General features: G+C 53.5%; 12 protein-coding genes and 1 tRNA gene. 12 read left to right on the top strand and 1 reads right to left on the bottom strand.

The window, feature by feature from the left end:
- The first annotated feature begins 77 nt into the window (after positions 1 to 77).
- From K6V98_RS01505 to K6V98_RS01470, 8 genes are all read left to right on the top strand, one after another.
- Positions 78 to 1,274 (top strand): phosphoglycerate kinase, encoded by a 1,197-nt coding sequence (locus K6V98_RS01505; RefSeq protein WP_222198751.1) that lies wholly within the window; start codon positions 78 to 80, stop codon positions 1,272 to 1,274.
- Positions 1,261 to 2,040, top strand: a complete 780-nt coding sequence (gene tpiA, locus K6V98_RS01500; RefSeq protein ID WP_222198750.1) for a triose-phosphate isomerase — start codon at positions 1,261 to 1,263, stop codon at positions 2,038 to 2,040. The genes K6V98_RS01505 and tpiA overlap by 14 nt, the downstream gene beginning before the upstream one ends.
- An 83-nt stretch (positions 2,041 to 2,123) precedes the next feature.
- Complete coding sequence (gene secG / locus K6V98_RS01495; RefSeq protein WP_222198749.1) at positions 2,124 to 2,378, top strand: preprotein translocase subunit SecG; 255 nt, start codon at positions 2,124 to 2,126, stop codon at positions 2,376 to 2,378.
- A gap of 362 nt (positions 2,379 to 2,740) precedes the next feature.
- Positions 2,741 to 4,417 carry a peptide ABC transporter substrate-binding protein gene (locus K6V98_RS01490; RefSeq protein WP_222198748.1) on the top strand — a complete coding sequence of 559 codons (1,677 nt, stop codon included), beginning with the start codon at positions 2,741 to 2,743 and terminating at the stop codon, positions 4,415 to 4,417.
- A gap of 117 nt (positions 4,418 to 4,534) precedes the next feature.
- A complete protein-coding gene (locus tag K6V98_RS01485; RefSeq protein WP_222198747.1) occupies positions 4,535 to 5,551 on the top strand; it encodes an ABC transporter permease in 1,017 nt (338 codons plus the stop codon).
- Positions 5,552 to 5,573: 22 nt separating this feature from the next.
- Complete coding sequence (locus K6V98_RS01480) at positions 5,574 to 6,515, top strand: ABC transporter permease (RefSeq protein WP_222199012.1); 942 nt, start codon at positions 5,574 to 5,576, stop codon at positions 6,513 to 6,515.
- 6 nt (positions 6,516 to 6,521) lie between these two features.
- Positions 6,522 to 7,652 carry an ABC transporter ATP-binding protein gene (locus K6V98_RS01475; RefSeq protein ID WP_222198746.1) on the top strand — a complete coding sequence of 377 codons (1,131 nt, stop codon included), beginning with the start codon at positions 6,522 to 6,524 and terminating at the stop codon, positions 7,650 to 7,652.
- Between the two features lie 2 nt (positions 7,653 to 7,654).
- Positions 7,655 to 8,680, top strand: a complete 1,026-nt coding sequence (locus K6V98_RS01470) for an ABC transporter ATP-binding protein (protein WP_222198745.1) — start codon at positions 7,655 to 7,657, stop codon at positions 8,678 to 8,680.
- Positions 8,681 to 8,990: 310 nt separating this feature from the next.
- Here the strand turns inward: K6V98_RS01470 and K6V98_RS01465 are convergent, their stop codons facing one another.
- Positions 8,991 to 10,811: an ABC transporter ATP-binding protein gene (locus tag K6V98_RS01465; protein ID WP_371734496.1), complete on the bottom strand. Its 1,821-nt coding sequence runs from the start codon at positions 10,809 to 10,811 to the stop codon at positions 8,991 to 8,993.
- A 340-nt stretch (positions 10,812 to 11,151) separates the two neighbouring features.
- On the opposite strand from K6V98_RS01465, the gene K6V98_RS01460 reads away from it, so the two are divergent.
- The 4 genes from K6V98_RS01460 to K6V98_RS01445 all read left to right on the top strand — a co-directional run bounded on the left by K6V98_RS01460 (position 11,152) and on the right by K6V98_RS01445 (position 14,338).
- Positions 11,152 to 11,241: transfer RNA gene (locus K6V98_RS01460), tRNA-Leu, on the top strand.
- A gap of 341 nt (positions 11,242 to 11,582) precedes the next feature.
- Positions 11,583 to 12,575 (top strand): PTS sugar transporter subunit IIB, encoded by a 993-nt coding sequence (locus K6V98_RS01455; protein WP_222199010.1) that lies wholly within the window; start codon positions 11,583 to 11,585, stop codon positions 12,573 to 12,575.
- 8 nt (positions 12,576 to 12,583) lie between these two features.
- On the top strand, positions 12,584 to 13,390 hold the full coding sequence (locus K6V98_RS01450; RefSeq protein WP_222198744.1) for a PTS mannose/fructose/sorbose transporter subunit IIC: 807 nt from the start codon (positions 12,584 to 12,586) through the stop codon (positions 13,388 to 13,390).
- Positions 13,391 to 13,402: 12 nt separating this feature from the next.
- Positions 13,403 to 14,338, top strand: a complete 936-nt coding sequence (locus K6V98_RS01445) for a PTS system mannose/fructose/sorbose family transporter subunit IID (RefSeq protein WP_222198739.1) — start codon at positions 13,403 to 13,405, stop codon at positions 14,336 to 14,338.
- Positions 14,339 to 14,424 lie beyond the last annotated feature (86 nt).

Raw genomic sequence — 14,424 nt, 5'->3', positions numbered from 1 at the left:
TCGGAAGGGGGCGCGGCCGTATGGTAGAAAGCCCGGCTGCGCCCCTTTTCTCTCTTTCTCACAGAAAGGAAAGTTCCATGGCATTTTCTAAGAAGACTGTTCGCGACGTTCAAGTCGAGGGCAAGCGAGTACTTGTCCGTGTTGACTTTAACGTGCCCGTTGCCGATGGCAAAGTGGGAGATACGACCCGCATTGAGGCAGCACTACCAACGATTTCATACCTCGTTGAGCACAACGCTGCCGTGATTCTCATGAGCCACCTTGGGCGTCCTAAGGGCGACGGTCCTGAGCCTGCGTTTAGCCTCGCTCCGGTTGCTCAAAAGCTCGCTGAGCTTTCTGGGCTTGACGTCACCTTTGTAGACGATACCTATGGTGAGCGTGCTGCTGCTGCCGTTCAGTCACTCAAGCCTGGTCAGGTTTTGGTGCTTGAGAACGTTCGCTTTGATAAGCGCGAGAAGAAAAATGACCCCGAGATTGCCAAGATTTTGGCTTCCTACGGAGACATCTTTGTGCTCGATGCCTTTGGTACGGCTCACCGTGCCCAGGGCTCAGTCGTAGGCCCTGCCGAGCATATTCCGGCCGTTGCTGGCTTCTTGCTTGAGAAGGAAGTCTCGACGCTCTCAGGTCTGTTTGCAGATCCGCGTCGTCCCTTCGTTGCCATTCTTGGTGGGTCCAAAGTCTCAGACAAGATTGGTGTTATCGATCGCTTGCTTGATACCGCCAATACGGTCATCGTGGGTGGCGGTATGGCCTACACCTTTGCTAAGGCTCAGGGCGGCCGCATTGGTGACTCACTTTGTGAGGACGATTGGCAAGATCGCGCCTTGGAGATGCTCGATAAGGCAAAGAAAAACGGGGTTGAATTCCTCTTGCCGGTAGACAATGTGGTGGCAGATGCCTTTGTTGAGGATGCCAATACCAAGATTGCCAAGACCGGAGAGATTGAGGACGGCTGGCAAGGACTCGACATCGGACCTGAGACCGAGAAACTCTTTGCCGATGCGATTGCAGGTGCAAAGACGGTGTTTTGGAACGGTCCTACCGGCGTGTTTGAGATGGAGAAGTTCTCTCATGGCACCCGCTCGGTAGCCGAGGCCATTGCTGCAAATCCTGATTGCGATTCGGTTATCGGCGGCGGAGACTCCGTTGCTGCTGTGAACAAGTTTGGCTTGGCAGATAAAATGACGTTCATCTCAACGGGTGGTGGCGCGTCCATGCAGCTCGTTGAGGGCAAGCCCCTTCCTGGAGTGGAGGCTTTAAATGACGCAGAGTAAGCGCACCCTGCTCATCGCAGGTAACTGGAAGATGAATAAGGATCTTGCTGAGGGAGCCAAGCTCGCCTCTGAGCTCGTCGCGGCTCTTCCTGAGATCCCAGAAGGTGTTGAGGCACTGGTTTGCCCGCCCACGATTGATCTGAAATATGTGGGTTGCCATGGCGGCATTCTTGCAAGCCCCATTAAGCTCGGCGCTCAAAATGTGCACTGGGAGCTTTCGGGTGCATACACCGGAGAGACCTCCGTGCCCATGCTGGCTTCTTTGCCGGTAGCGTACTGCATCATTGGCCACTCCGAGCGTCGCGAGTACTTCCATGAGACTGATGAGGATCAGAATCGCAAGGCTCGCGCCCTTGTTGCTGGTGGCATTGTTCCCATTTTTTGCTGCGGCGAGCCTGAGTCGATCCGCGAGGATGGTACCTATGTAGACTATGTCTGCGCTCAGGTAAAGGCTGGCTTGGAGGGTCTTGAGCTCACCTCTCCTGATCAGCTCGTCGTTGCTTATGAGCCCATCTGGGCAATTGGTACGGGCAAGACGGCTACTGCCGAAGATGCCCAAGAGGTTTGCGCTGCAGTACGCTCGCAGCTCGCCGAAATCTTTGGACAAGAGATGGCCGATGGCATCCGCGTTTTGTATGGTGGCTCTGCTAAACCCGGCAATATTGCTGAGCTTGTGGCTAAGCCCGATGTAGATGGAGCCTTGGTAGGCGGAGCTTCGCTTTCTGCCGAGGACTTCTCTGCAATGGTTATGAAGGCGGGAGCCTAAGGTTTTGCTTGGTGCTTTTCGAAGTGAGCGGGCTAGTCTATACTAGTCCGCTGTTCGAATCCGCACATATAAAAGGAGTTCGTGTGGGACCGTTTCAGTATCTCATTCTCGTTGTGTGGGCAATTTCTGCCCTCGCCTTAATTGCACTGGTGCTTATGCACTCGGGTAAGGGCACCGGTGTATCAGACATGATTGCAAGCTCGCTGTATAACGCAAGTGCTGCTACCGGTGTTATGGAGCAAAATCTCGACAAGCTCACGGTGATCATGTCGGTGATCTTCGCCGCGTGCGTGGTACTTTGCATGTTCTTCTTCCCCCAGGGAATCGTAGGCCTCTAAGCTCAGCAGCACTGTTTGCGGTACGTGCGCAGGTCGTGGCGTGCGAGTGTGAGCTATTGTTACAAATGTATTTCAGCGATGAGTTCCAGTGCGGGGCTCATCGCTTTTTTGCACCCGTCGCACATGCATACATGTAGGATTTTTTTACCTTCGACCCATTATGTGCACAAACTGCGGTCAAACTACGGGTTTCATCTGCGTTTGGCCGAAATCTAAAGCCCTACCTTCATAAAGTGAGTTATGGTATAGCGCGTATCATCGCTTGGGGAGGCGGATTCAGCCCCGGCCTTCCGATGGCGATGTGACGGGAATTGGAGTCGTTTTGGCTTTTTCCCGTGCACATGTATATGAAGGAGGATGGTATGGCTGAGACCAAGATTTCCCGTCGTTCATTCGTCGGCGGCTCGCTTGCTGCGGGTACCCTGGCGCTCCTTGCTGCGTGCGGCAAGAAGGGAGCACCGGCAGCTGGTGGCGGCAGTGCTGCAGCGTCGGGCGGTACGCTCAACTACTACATCAACAATCCCAAGTGCATTGATCCGTACAATGTTCAAGAGGATCAGGGCACCCAGGTTGAGTACCAGATGTTTGATGCCTTAACCACCTATGATTACAACGAGAACAAGCTTGTGGGTCTTGCTGCAGAGAAGTGGGAGGCCAACGACACCGCAACTGAGTTCACCTTCCATCTGGTTGCTGGCGCTAAGTTCCACAACGGTGAGCCGGTAACGGCAGAGGACTTTAAGCGCAGCTTTGTGCGTCTGGTCAATCCCAAGTCCGCTGTGGCTACGGCTTATGCCCCGAGTGAGATATCCTACCACCTTGCTATGGTTGAGGGCTATGAGGCGCTCTCCAAGGGCGAGACTGATGATTTCTCAGGTGTTGAGGCTGTAGACGAGCACACTTTGAAGGTAAAGCTCGCTTCTGCCTACGCAGACTTCCCCTATGTTTGCAGCCATCCGGCTTTAGCTCCGGTTCCTGCCGCTGCTGAGAAAGATGCAAAGAACTTCTACCTTGCCCCGATTGGCAACGGTCCTTTCAAGATTGATGGCCAGTGGGAAGACGGCCAGCAGATCAATCTCGTCCGCTTTGATGATTATTATGGCGAGAAGGCCAAGATCGATGGCATTCACTTTGCCATCATCAAAGACGTAGAGACCGCCTACAAGGAGTTCCAGGCTGGTAACTTGGACGTCTGCGACGTGCCAACCGCCCAGATCACTGCTGCTAAGGAGGATCGCGGCGAGTCCAAGGACGGCTACACTATGTCTGAAGGTCAGCACATGGTGCTCGGTGCTGAGCCTTCCACCTATTATCTGGTGTGCAATACCGCCAAGGAGCCCTTCAACAATGCAGATCTGCGCAAGGGTATTTCCTATGCCATTAACCGCGCCGCCATTTGTGAGACCCTCTTCAAGGGTAGCCGCACCCCGGCAGACGGCATTATCCCGCCGGGCATTGATGGCTACCGCAAGGGCGCTTGGAAGCATGCCACCTACGATGTAGACAAGGCTAATGAGTATCTGAACAAGGTTGCTCCCATGAATGGTAGCTCCCGTGGTATCACGGTCACGCTGTCTTACAACCAGGATGGTGGCCATAAGGAGATCATGGAGTCCGTCATTGGTGACTTGGACAAGGTAGGTATTACCGTTAAGTCTGATACGCCCGAGTGGTCTGCCCTGCTTTCCCAGTATCAGGCTGGCAACTTTGAGTTTGGCCGTCTGGGCTGGATCGCAGACTATCCCATCATGGACAACTTCCTCTTCCCGCTGTTCCACTCTGCCTCCATTGGTGGAGACAACAAGTCTAACTACAGCAACCCCGAGGTCGACAAGCTGATTGATGAGGCTCGTACGGTTATCGATCCGAAGAAGCGCATTGAGACGATGCACAAAGCTGACGATCTCATCGCTGAAGACTTCCCGGTCATCCCGCTTATGTTCTACTCGCATAAGCTCGTTGGCTCTGATCGCGTGAAGCATCTTTACATCGATCCGCAGAAGCTCTGCGATATGGCTGGAGCTGAGATGAGCGCCTAAATGGCGTTTGCCTCGCAGGCCATGCTTGCGTCGGTTATACTGTAGCTTCGCATAGACGGGATGCCCGCAAACCGTGGGCATCCCGTCTAGACTGTATCCCTTCGATAGGGGAGAAGAATGGGTAAGTACATCGTTAAGCGTGTGCTCCAGTTCATTCCGGTCTTTTTGGGCGTTACACTTATTTTGTTTGCGCTCCAAAATATTGTGCCGGGTGATCCGATCAAATTGATCGGTGGAGAGAAGGCATTGCCGCCGGAGACGGAGCTTCAGCTCAGGATCAAATATAACCTCGTTAAATCTGATAGCGAGGGCAGACCGATCCTTGATGAGCAGGGCAAGCCTGTACCTACCGGTCTTCCCGAGCGTTATGTCGCATATATGGGCGGCCTGCTTAAAGGAGACCTGGGTACCTCGTATCAGCGCAAACTCCCGGTCGCAGATATCTTCGCACAAAAATATCCCTATACACTGAAGCTCGCGGTCTGCGCCATTGTGCTTGAGGCCATCATGGGTATTGGTGCCGGTATTATTTCTGCCGTGAAGCGCTACTCATTCTGGGACGTCTTAGTTACGCTTTCTACCTCAGTTCTTGTTGCTGTTCCTGCATTTTGGTTGGGCATGATCTTGCAGCTGGTCTTTGGTGTGATGCTACAGGTCATGCCAATTTCTGGTGCTGGTAGCTCAGCTTCACAGTTCCAAGACTGGATGCACTACATTCTTCCCGCCGTCACCTTGGCTTCGGTATCCACAGCCTATGCAGCGCGTATCATGCGCTCTCAGCTGTTGGATGTTATGAACCAAGACTATATCCGTACGGCTAAGGCCAAGGGTCTTTCTAATCGCGCCATCATTTGGAAGCATGCCCTCAAAAACGCCCTCATTCCGGTCGTTACCTATATTGGTGTTGATTTTGGCGGCATGATGTCTGGCGCAATTCTCACCGAGACCGTATTTAACTGGCCAGGTGTTGGGTATGAGATCTTCCGCGCCATTACTCAGCGCGACTGGCCCATTGTTATGGGTGGTGTCACGCTGATCATCGTTGTTGTCATGGTCGTAAATTTGCTGGTTGATATCAGCTATGCCTTCCTTGATCCAAGGATTCGCTATGACGGCTCGAACAAATCGAATTAAGACCGGGGGAGGAAGCTCAACCATGGATTCGAATCTGGAACCCACAACTGGGACGGATCAGACAAAGGAGGATCGTGCCAGCTCGGCTCCGGCAGAAAGCCGTACGCTTTGGGGTGACGCCTTCAAGCGCATGCGCCGCAATAAGCTGGCCATCGCAGCAGTTCTTTGGATCGTCTTTGTTGTTCTGGTAGCCGTAACGGCAGATTTTTGGGCTCAGGACTGGCTTGGTTCGCCCATCGCTTCAGACTCCACCACGCTGGCAGAAAATTCGCTCTTAGCTCCCGATGCGGCGCATCCCTTTGGTACTGACTCACTTGGCCGCGATATTTTGGTTCGCGTGATCTATGGTGCCCGCGTCTCGCTCATGGTCGGTATTATGGCAACGGCCATCTCCACCGTGATCGGGCTGATCTTGGGCGCACTTGCTGGCTTTTACGGTGGTATTTGGGACACGATTATCATGCGCTCCGCCGATATCTTCTTGGCGTTTCCGTATGTCTTGTTCGTGGTCTCAATGATTGCAGTTATTGGCCGCTCGCTGACGAACGTCTTTATCGCCATTGGTATTTTGGGCTGGCCGGCAATTGCTCGTGTATTCCGCTCGGCAATTCTTACGGTTAAAGAGAATGACTATGTGGATGCGGCTCGTGCCATGGGTGCCTCAGATGCCCGCATTATCGCCCGCCATATCTTCCCTAACTCGGTGGCCTCAATTGTGGTCTATGCAACCATGAACATCGGTGGTGCCATTCTGACCGAGAGCGCCCTTTCATTTTTGGGCATGGGCGTTGTTCCGCCAACACCTTCTTGGGGCTCAATGATTCAAGACGGTCAGGTCTATTTGATGACGGCTCCTTGGGTCATGATCATGCCCGGTTTGGCGATTCTCTCGACGGTGCTTGCCTTCACCTTGCTCGGTGACGGCCTGCGCGACGCCCTCGACGTGAAGATGAAGGATGCGTAAGGCCAGATGACTAAGAAGAAAACCTCATTTGTAGATCTGAAATCTCAGCCGGTTCCTGAAGGCCATCACCTGCTTGAGGTAGACGACCTGAAGATGTATTTTCACACCGAAGATGGCATCGTGCATGCTGTTGATGGTGTGAGTTACACGCTTGATCGTGGAGAGACCTTAGGCGTTGTAGGCGAGTCTGGCTCAGGTAAGTCGGTTACTGCTATGACGATCATGGGGCTCATCCCTATGCCTCCTGGACGTATTGAGGGCGGCAGCGTTACCTATCGTGGCCATGACTTGCTCAATATGTCTGAAGAAGAGATGCAGCACGTCCGTGGCAACGATATTGCCATGATCTTCCAAGACCCCATGACCTCACTGAATCCGGTCTACAAGATTGGTAAGCAGGTGGGCGAGGGCTTGCGCTTGCATCGTGGGTATTCGAAGCAAGAGGCACAAGAGGCAGCTATCAAGCTTCTTGACCTCGTAGGCATCCCGGAGCCTGAGAAGCGTGTGAATGAGTATCCGCATCAGTTCTCAGGCGGCATGCGCCAGCGCGTGATGATTGCCATGGCGCTTGCGTGTGACCCCGATATTCTTATTGCAGATGAGCCTACAACTGCTCTGGACGTAACCATCCAGGCACAGATCATTGAGCTCATGCAGGAGATGCAGGCCAAAAACGGCAACGCCATCGTTATGATTACCCATGACTTGGGCGTAGTTGCCGATATGGCAGATAAGATCATGGTCATGTATGCCGGCCATCCTGTTGAGTTTGGTACGGCTGATGAGATTTTCTATGAGAGCCGCCACCCCTATACCTGGGGTCTGATTCGCTCCATTCCTGAGCAGGCAATCGATGAGAAAAAGCCGCTCACACCCATTACAGGCAACCCGCCCTCACTAGTTAATCTGCCTGCAGGTTGTGCCTTTGCGCCGCGCTGCCCGTATGCAAAAGAGATTTGTCATAGCACGCGGCCAGAGAAGGTTGACTGCGGCCAGGGTCACTACGCTTCCTGCCACTTTGCAGCCGATCCAGATTTTGCGGCTCAGAATGCACCGGATACCTCGCGCTCTCGTGGCAAGATTGCAATTGGGGAGCCGGTAGGGGATATGTCTGCCACTAAGGATGCTGAGGAGTAGCCATGGCAAAAAACCATCAAGAGGCGCTGCTCAAAGTTGAGCATCTGAGCAAAGAGTTTCCCGCTGGTTCAGGTGTCTTTGGCGGGCGTTTTTCTAAAAATGTTGTCTCGGCAGTTTCAGACGTTTCGTTTGAGATTTATCCGGGAGAGACCTTTGGCTTGGTTGGTGAGTCTGGCTGCGGCAAGTCTACAACCGGCAGAACCATCATGCGCCTCAACCGGCCCACGGCTGGCAAGGTCTTTTTTGAGGGCCGCGACGTTGCTTCCATGAACAAGGCAGATCTCAAGGCGATGCGCCGCGAGATGCAGTTCATCTTCCAGGATCCCTATGCGAGCTTAAATCCGCGTATGACCATTGGCGAGATTGTCTCTGAGCCCATGACCATTCACAAAATTGGTACCCGCGAGGAGCGGATGGAGCGCGTTCGTGAGCTCCTCGATTTGGTTGGTCTGAATCCTGAGCACATCAATCGCTACCCGCATGAGTTCTCTGGTGGTCAGCGCCAGCGTGTGGGCATTGCTCGCGCTTTCTCGCTTCGCCCGAAACTTATCATCTGTGATGAGCCGGTATCCGCCCTTGACGTTTCTATTCAGGCTCAGGTTTTGAACCTGTTGAAGGAGCTGCAGGAGCGATTTGGTACGGCCTATCTCTTTATTGCCCATGACCTCTCAGTTGTACAGCACATCTCAGACCGTGTTGCGGTGATGTATCTGGGCAAGATGGTGGAGCTTTCTGATTGGAAGCGTCTCTATGCTCAGCCAAGCCACCCCTATACTCAGTCCTTGCTCTCAGCAGTTCCTGTGCCGGATCCGGATATTCAGCGTGATCGCCGCCGCATTATCCTGGCAGGAGATCCGCCCTCACCAATCAATCCGCCTTCTGGCTGCCGTTTCCATACGCGCTGCCCGATCGCACAAGAGATCTGCTCCAAGGAAGCTCCTGAGTTTAAAGAGACCTCACCCGGGCACTTCTGCGCCTGCCACTTCAGCGAGCCGTTCCCCATCAAGGAGACGCATATCGACCTCTAGGCGGTATGAGGCTTTATAGCCAGCTGGCTCATGGGGCGAACAGGGGCTTGTTCTTGTAGCGGTCTTGCTACTTGCTGGTACCTGTTTGTCCCTGTTTATTCGCTACTTCCGGTCGCGAGGCTTGCCACCGGTGCCTGCTCGCTCTTGCTTGCTTCTGGTGGATGCGTGCTACCACATGCTCGTTTCTGCTTGCTTATCCCTGTGGATACGCTTTCGCTTGCTTGCCGCTGATGCTTGTGTGTTCCAGTCTGCTCTTGCCAACTGCCCTTCCGTGCTATCACCTATTCGCGCTCGCTTTGTCTGACCCTGCCTACTCGCTGCCAAGGAAGGCACCGGATTGGCGGCTCCAAAGCGCATGGTACTCGCCATCGTGCTCAATGAGTTCAGCATGGCTGCCATCTTCTACAACAACTCCATCGCGGATGACAACGATTCGGTCAAGCTCTGCCACGGTAGAGAGACGGTGGGCAACCACAATTGAGGTGCGACCGCGCATAAGCTCGGTTAGGGCATCTTGAATGAGGCGCTCGCTTTCAGAGTCCAGGGCGCTTGTTGCCTCGTCAAGCACAAGGATCGGGGCGTTGGTAAGCATGGCGCGCGCAATGGCAACACGCTGGCGCTGGCCGCCAGACAGGCGCACGCCACGCTCTCCAACTTCGGTGTTAAAACCTTGGGGCAAGGCTTCAATAAAATCGAGTGCATTGGCTTTACGAGCAGCTTCTACAATCTCGGCTTCGGTAGCATCTGGGCGTCCATAGGCAATATTTTCTCGAATGCTTCTGTGAAAGAGCAGAGGTTCTTGGGGCACATAGGCAATTTGCCTGCGCAAGCTCCCTTGATTCACGCTAGAAATATCCTGGCCATCAATGGCAATTTCACCATGAGAGAGATCGGCTAAGCGGAGTAAGAGCGTCGTGAGTGTGGTTTTGCCGGAGCCCGAACGCCCCACCAGACCAACGTGCTGACCTGCGGGGATGGAAAGCGAGAAGTCAGAAAACACCGCTCCACCAACACCTGTGTCCGCATAGGAGAAGTCCACATGAGAAAATTCAATTGCACCTTGCAAGACCCTGAGATCTGGGGCATCCACGGCATCGGCAACAAGGCGGGGTTCATCTAAGGCAACCGTCAGATCGTGTGCCTCGCCAAAGGAACGATTGATCTGCTGGAAGGTTTGAGCCAGCATATTCATCCGCATGGTCAGCGAGTTTGTGTAGGTAAAAATCATAACAAGCGTACCTGCCGAGATGCCAAACCACGAGCTTCCGCCAGCGATGAATACAGCTGCCAAGCCCATCATGAGCACGAGCATTGAACTGGTTACCGCTCCCGTTTTTACGGTACGAAGCATCCGAGCTGAGTCTGCACGTCGCGCCTGCTGGTTGGCATCGTCAAAGATAGAGCGCTCATAGGCTTCGCGGCCTGAGGTTTTAACTGCCAAGATATTGGTAATGGAGTCTGATAGCTCACCAGAAAGGCGATTCTGTGCGGCACTGGCTTCGGCGTTATACGGTAAGATCTTGCGATAGAGCCGCCAAACCACGAGCACATAGATGAGGATGACTCCAGCCACAACGGCTGCATAGGCCGGAACAAGTGGTGCCAGAATAGCTACGGTCAGAATGGCTGAGGCGGCGGTGGGAAGTGCCATATACGTAAATACATGAATGAGCTGAGCATAGGCGCTAATGTATTTTTGCGTTGAGCTTACCAGGGCACCGCCAAACCTGCCGGTATGGAAGGTCATCGACTGGTTAGAAAGGGCATCAAAGGCACGGCAGCCCAAGGTATAGCTGCCAGCAATCTCAAGGCGTTGGCAGGTATAGTCTTGCAGTTTGCTAGAAACCTGTCCCAGGATATTTGCTGCAATGAGTGCCAGAATTGCCGGCCCAAAATGTATGAGTACCTGATCGGCTGGTATCGAGCCTTCACTCACCATATCTACAATTGAGCCCACAATAAGGGGGTTTGCGAAGGTAAGAAAGATAACGTAGCCAAGCGTTGTAGTAACGCAGGCAATAAACATTGGTAGTTCAAGGCGGGTGACGCCCCAATATTGCTGCAGCGTGCGTTTCGCGACCGAAGCTCTTCGCTTGCGTTGTTGTTTCTTATGTGCGCTTGTAAAGTTCACGAGCTGGTTCCTTCCCCATAGCCAGACTCACATGACTCTACCCGTTTTGTGCCAGATACAGCCAAAGGAGTGCACGCGACAATAGTATGGATCGCACCTTTGCTCAGCCTGTTTCGATGTGTTTTAGAAAAGCTCGGAAGTCCTGGAATAAAACTGGGAACGGTATTCCAACTCGGTAGCGGCATGTCCTCGTGAGCAGGTGCGGCGAGTTGCAGAAGATGAAAATGCAGAGACTCGAACTTGCTTGACGGGCGCGAGAATGCGCATTAATCAAAGACCTGTAAAAAAGCTCTTGCGCCTGCTGGATGATTTGGGGTAGTATTCTCCTTGCTGAAACCACGTCGGAGTGGCGGAATTGGCAGACGCGCTAGCTTGAGGTGCTAGTGACCTATTTGCGGTCATGCGGGTTCAAGTCCCGCCTCCGACACCACGCAAATGTTCGCGCGAACCCATTACGGTTCGCGTTTTTCATTCTTTTATGCCGAATCGAATCTGACCGCTGGTCGCATTATTCCAGCCGCTCGCGCCGAAACGCAATCATTCCGAGCGCGATTTCCCACGAAATAAAATTATCGCGCTTTTATTCCGTCCATTCGCGTTTATTTGGATTAGAATAGCGAAGGCGATACGTGAAAAAATTCAATCGTCAACATTTGATCCTACGGTTCACAGGCATGACAGGAAGTGGGGTGATGCCTGGTTGTCTTGAGGTTCAGGAGGGGCGAGCGGTTCCTTGTGGCCGCTTCGCATGAACGAAAGGTAGGTGTTCAATTGGTTGGTATCGTCATAATAAGCCATGGAGATTTAGCTCCAGGTTTATTGCAGGCGGGAAGTATGGTGTTTGGTGACCAACCCTCAGTCGGGGCATGTTCTCTCACACCAGACATGGGTCCGGATGATATCCGAGCTCAGATTGAAGGGACGATTCAGGGCTTTGAAGACCCTGAAAACGTTGTAATCCTTGCAGATCTTTGGGGCGGAACTCCGTTTAACCAGGCCTCTGCTGTGTTAGATGGACATCAAGACACATGGGCAATTGTGACTGGTGTCAATTTGCCCATGCTGATTGAGGCGTACACGCTTCGCATGGATGCAAGCAAGTCTGCACACGATATTGCCTCTCAGCTGGTAGCAACTGGTCGTGAGGGCGTACGTGTTAAGCCAGAATCCCTCGATCACACCAAAGCAGCTCAGCCGACAGGGGCAAAGCCCGCCGCTGCTGATCTGAAAAATGTGGCCGGGGGGGGGCGTATAAAATTCGTCCTTTGCCGTATTGATACCCGTTTGCTGCATGGACAGGTAGCCACCACCTGGACAAAGATGACCAAGCCGGATCGCATCATTGTGGTATCCGACGCAGTTGCCCACGACGAACTGCGTAAATCCATGATCGAGCAAGCCGCGCCTCCTGGTGTGCGCGCACATGTAATTCCTATCAATAAGTTAATCGCTGTCTCAAAAGATCCTCGCTTTGGTGCAACGCGAGCGATGCTCTTGTTTGAGACGCCCCAAGATCTTTTGCGTGCTGTGAAAGGCGGCGTTGAGATCAAGGAAGTCAATCTGGGCTCAATCGCTCATTCTACCGGCAAGGTTGTTGTTACCAACGCTGTTGCCGTGGACGAGGCAGACGTTGCTTGTTTGGAAGAGCTTGCTGATATGGGCATCAAGTTTGATGTTCGAAAAGTTCCCGCAGATGCGAGCATCAGTCTTGCGAACATCATGAAAAAGGCGAAGGCCGAGCTTGCCGGCCGTGTAAAGGAATAGGAGGCCTCATGTCAGCGATTTCGATTATCCTGATCGTTCTCGTCGCTCTCTTGGCCGGTATGGAAGGCGTGCTTGACGAGTGGCAGTTCCACCAGCCCATCGTTGCCTGCACCCTTATTGGTCTGGTGACAGGACACCCCACTGAGGGCATTATGCTCGGTGGCTCTCTGCAGATGATCGCCCTTGGTTGGGCAAACGTTGGTGCCGCTATGGCTCCTGATGCTGCCTTGGCCTCAGTTGCCTCGGCCATCATTATGGTGCTTGCCTTAGACGGTGGCACGGCAGATCCCGCAACTGCCATTACGACCTCAATTGCTCTGGCAATTCCTTTGTCGGTAGCTGGTTTGTTCTTGACCATGATTGGCCGCACCCTCGCTATTCCTATGGTTCACGCCATGGATGCAGCAGCCGCGAGGGGCAATATTTTTGCCCTTGAGGCATGGCACATCGCTGCCATTCTTATGCAGGGTATTCGCATTGCAGTTCCTGCGGCAGCGCTTTGCTTTGTTTCGCCCGCAATTGTGACCGAAGCCCTTCGTGCTATGCCCGCCTGGCTCTCCGGCGGTATGGCAGTTGGCGGCGGCATGGTCGCTGCAGTGGGATACGCCATGGTCATCAATATGATGTCTACTGCTGAGGTATGGCCGTTTTTTGCCCTCGGTTTCGTGGTTGCAACGATCCCCAATCTGACCCTCATCGGCCTGGGCGTTATCGGTGTTTCTTTGGCCATTATTTATCTTGGTCTCAAGAACCAGGCACAGAGCAGTGGTACGTCCGGGGATCCGCTCGGCGATATTTTGAATGACTACGAATAGGAGGGTCTGACCATGGATGAGAAAAGAATCCGCCTCACCCGGGCAGACAGGATGTCCTCATGTCTGCGTCATCAGTTCTTGCAGGGCTCGTGGAACTACGAGCGTATGCAAAATGGCGGCTGGTGCTATGCGATGATCCCTGCGATCCGCAAGCTCTATCCCAATAAGGATGACCGTATTGCTGCGCTCAAGCGCCATATGGAGTTCTACAACACCCATCCGTACGTGTCAGCTCCCGTACTGGGCGTGACGCTTGCACTTGAGGAGGATCGTGCAAACGGTGCTCAGGTGGAAGACGCCACGATTCAGGGTGTGAAGGTCGGCATGATGGGTCCTTTGGCCGGTGTCGGTGACCCTGTCTTTTGGTTTACGCTTCGGCCGATCCTTGGCGCCTTGGGTGCTGGTCTTGCACTTTCAGGCAATATTGCCGGCCCGCTTTTGTTCTTCTTTGCGTGGAACATCATTCGTTTGGCCTTCCTCTGGTGGACTCAGGAGTTTGGGTATCGTGTAGGAACATCGATCACCAAAGACCTTTCTGGTGGTTTGATGGGTCGCATCACCGAGGGTGCCTCGATTCTGGGTATGTTCATCATCGGCGCGCTCGTACAGCGTTGGGTGTCGATTAGCTTTACACCCATTGTTTCTCAGGTACAGCAGTCGCCCGGTGCCTTTATTGACTGGGCAAAGCTGCCGCTTGCAAACGGTGGCGTGACGCCTGAGGGTCTGCAAATGGCACTCATGCAGTATGCAGATCTTGGCCGTAATGGCTTGGATCAGATTAAGACCACGACCTTGCAAGGCAACCTCGATCAGCTGGTGCCTGGCCTGGCAGCAGTTGGTCTGACTCTGCTTTGCTGCTTCTTGCTCAAGCGCAAGGTGTCCCCGATCGCGATTATCGTGGCGCTTTTTGTCGTGGGTATTGCCGGTCGTCTCCTTGGCTTGATGTAAGGTCTGGCTCAAAGAGCCTGTGCTTACGTAAGATCTGTAAGCTGGCATGTGAAGGCTTCCTCTTGTGGCAGGTACATGCTCAAAGC

Source organism: Collinsella ureilytica (genome assembly GCF_019795105.1).
In the GTDB taxonomy this organism is placed as follows: Bacteria; Actinomycetota; Coriobacteriia; order Coriobacteriales; family Coriobacteriaceae; genus Collinsella; species Collinsella ureilytica.
This window is presented reverse-complemented; position numbering and strand designations above follow the sequence as displayed.

Coding starts and splice junctions, on each gene's coding strand:
- K6V98_RS01505 (WP_222198751.1), top strand. CDS start 78: ATGGCATTTTCTAAGAAGACTGTTCGCGACGTTCAAGTCGAGGGCAAG.
- tpiA (WP_222198750.1), top strand. CDS start 1,261: ATGACGCAGAGTAAGCGCACCCTGCTCATCGCAGGTAACTGGAAGATG.
- K6V98_RS01490 (WP_222198748.1), top strand. CDS start 2,741: ATGGCTGAGACCAAGATTTCCCGTCGTTCATTCGTCGGCGGCTCGCTT.
- K6V98_RS01485 (WP_222198747.1), top strand. CDS start 4,535: ATGGGTAAGTACATCGTTAAGCGTGTGCTCCAGTTCATTCCGGTCTTT.
- K6V98_RS01480 (WP_222199012.1), top strand. CDS start 5,574: ATGGATTCGAATCTGGAACCCACAACTGGGACGGATCAGACAAAGGAG.
- K6V98_RS01475 (WP_222198746.1), top strand. CDS start 6,522: ATGACTAAGAAGAAAACCTCATTTGTAGATCTGAAATCTCAGCCGGTT.
- K6V98_RS01470 (WP_222198745.1), top strand. CDS start 7,655: ATGGCAAAAAACCATCAAGAGGCGCTGCTCAAAGTTGAGCATCTGAGC.
- K6V98_RS01450 (WP_222198744.1), top strand. CDS start 12,584: ATGTCAGCGATTTCGATTATCCTGATCGTTCTCGTCGCTCTCTTGGCC.
- K6V98_RS01445 (WP_222198739.1), top strand. CDS start 13,403: ATGGATGAGAAAAGAATCCGCCTCACCCGGGCAGACAGGATGTCCTCA.